The sequence below is a fragment of the Vibrio sp. 03_296 genome (assembly GCF_002265885.1).
Map to the genome: position 1 here is coordinate 1 of NZ_NPKW01000369.1, position 793 is coordinate 793.

At 49.6% G+C, this 793-nt stretch carries 1 protein-coding gene and 1 pseudogene; both read right to left on the reverse strand.

Translation table 11 applies throughout. From position 1 onward, the window contains the following. Positions 1-10: 10 nt before the first annotated feature. On the reverse strand, positions 11-331 hold the full coding sequence (locus CIK04_RS33785; RefSeq protein ID WP_325205795.1) for a hypothetical protein: 321 nt from the start codon (positions 329-331) through the stop codon (positions 11-13). Between the two features lie 50 nt (positions 332-381). Beyond that, a pseudogene (locus tag CIK04_RS33790) lies at positions 382-783 on the reverse strand (hypothetical protein). Positions 784-793 lie beyond the last annotated feature (10 nt).

Genomic DNA, 793 nt, shown 5'->3' on the forward strand with positions numbered 1-793 from the left:
AGGGTGTACTTTACCTTCTACTTGGTCGAAGGTACCGATCTTGTCCCCATCTTTGGTCAAACCACGGATATACATCGCTTTCTCTATCCCACAAATGAGTTTCACACGCTTCACGAACGCCGTTTGCCATCGCTTGGTATTTGTCTGTCGCCGCTTCATCATTGCGGAAGCGAGAAAGCTCTAGGAAAGCTTCCAGTGCCCAGAAGTGTAGGAATGACACCATAGAAGACTCGCCACCACCTAGGTTTAGACAGTCGTTCCAGTCTGCGCGTAGACCTTTACAGATACCCGTTTGACCAACGTATTCTGCGGAGAAATCCAGCGCCGCCATCATGTGTTCATACACAGTGGCGTTGCGCGTCGGCGTAAGGAATCACTTCATCAATAAAGCCGATATCGCCTGTCTCTTTCTACATAGTTCAAGATGGTTGGCACGATCCATAGGTGGTCGTCTGAACAGGTGTCTTTGATACCGTGGATCTTGTCATCGTCAGATGGTGTTGGGACAACGGTTGGTGATTTTGATGGTTTAACATCCGCTTTTTCTGGATCGAACCAATCTGGATCAAATAGGTGTAAACCGTATCCGGCTTTCACTTGGCCGCGAGCAGATCAACCAAGCGCTTGCGCGTCATTGCTGGGTTGGTGTGAGGAACCGAAATTGCGTCYTGCGCGGTATTCGCGGTAACCCAAGCCTGTACGGCCACCCACTTCAATGAAAGAGGCAAAACGAGACCACACCACGCACGTTTCTGCTTGGTATAGAGTCCATGCGTTGATCATGGTATCCAAA

Coding starts and splice junctions, on each gene's coding strand:
- CIK04_RS33785 (WP_325205795.1), bottom strand. CDS start 331: ATGGCGGCGCTGGATTTCTCCGCAGAATACGTTGGTCAAACGGGTATC.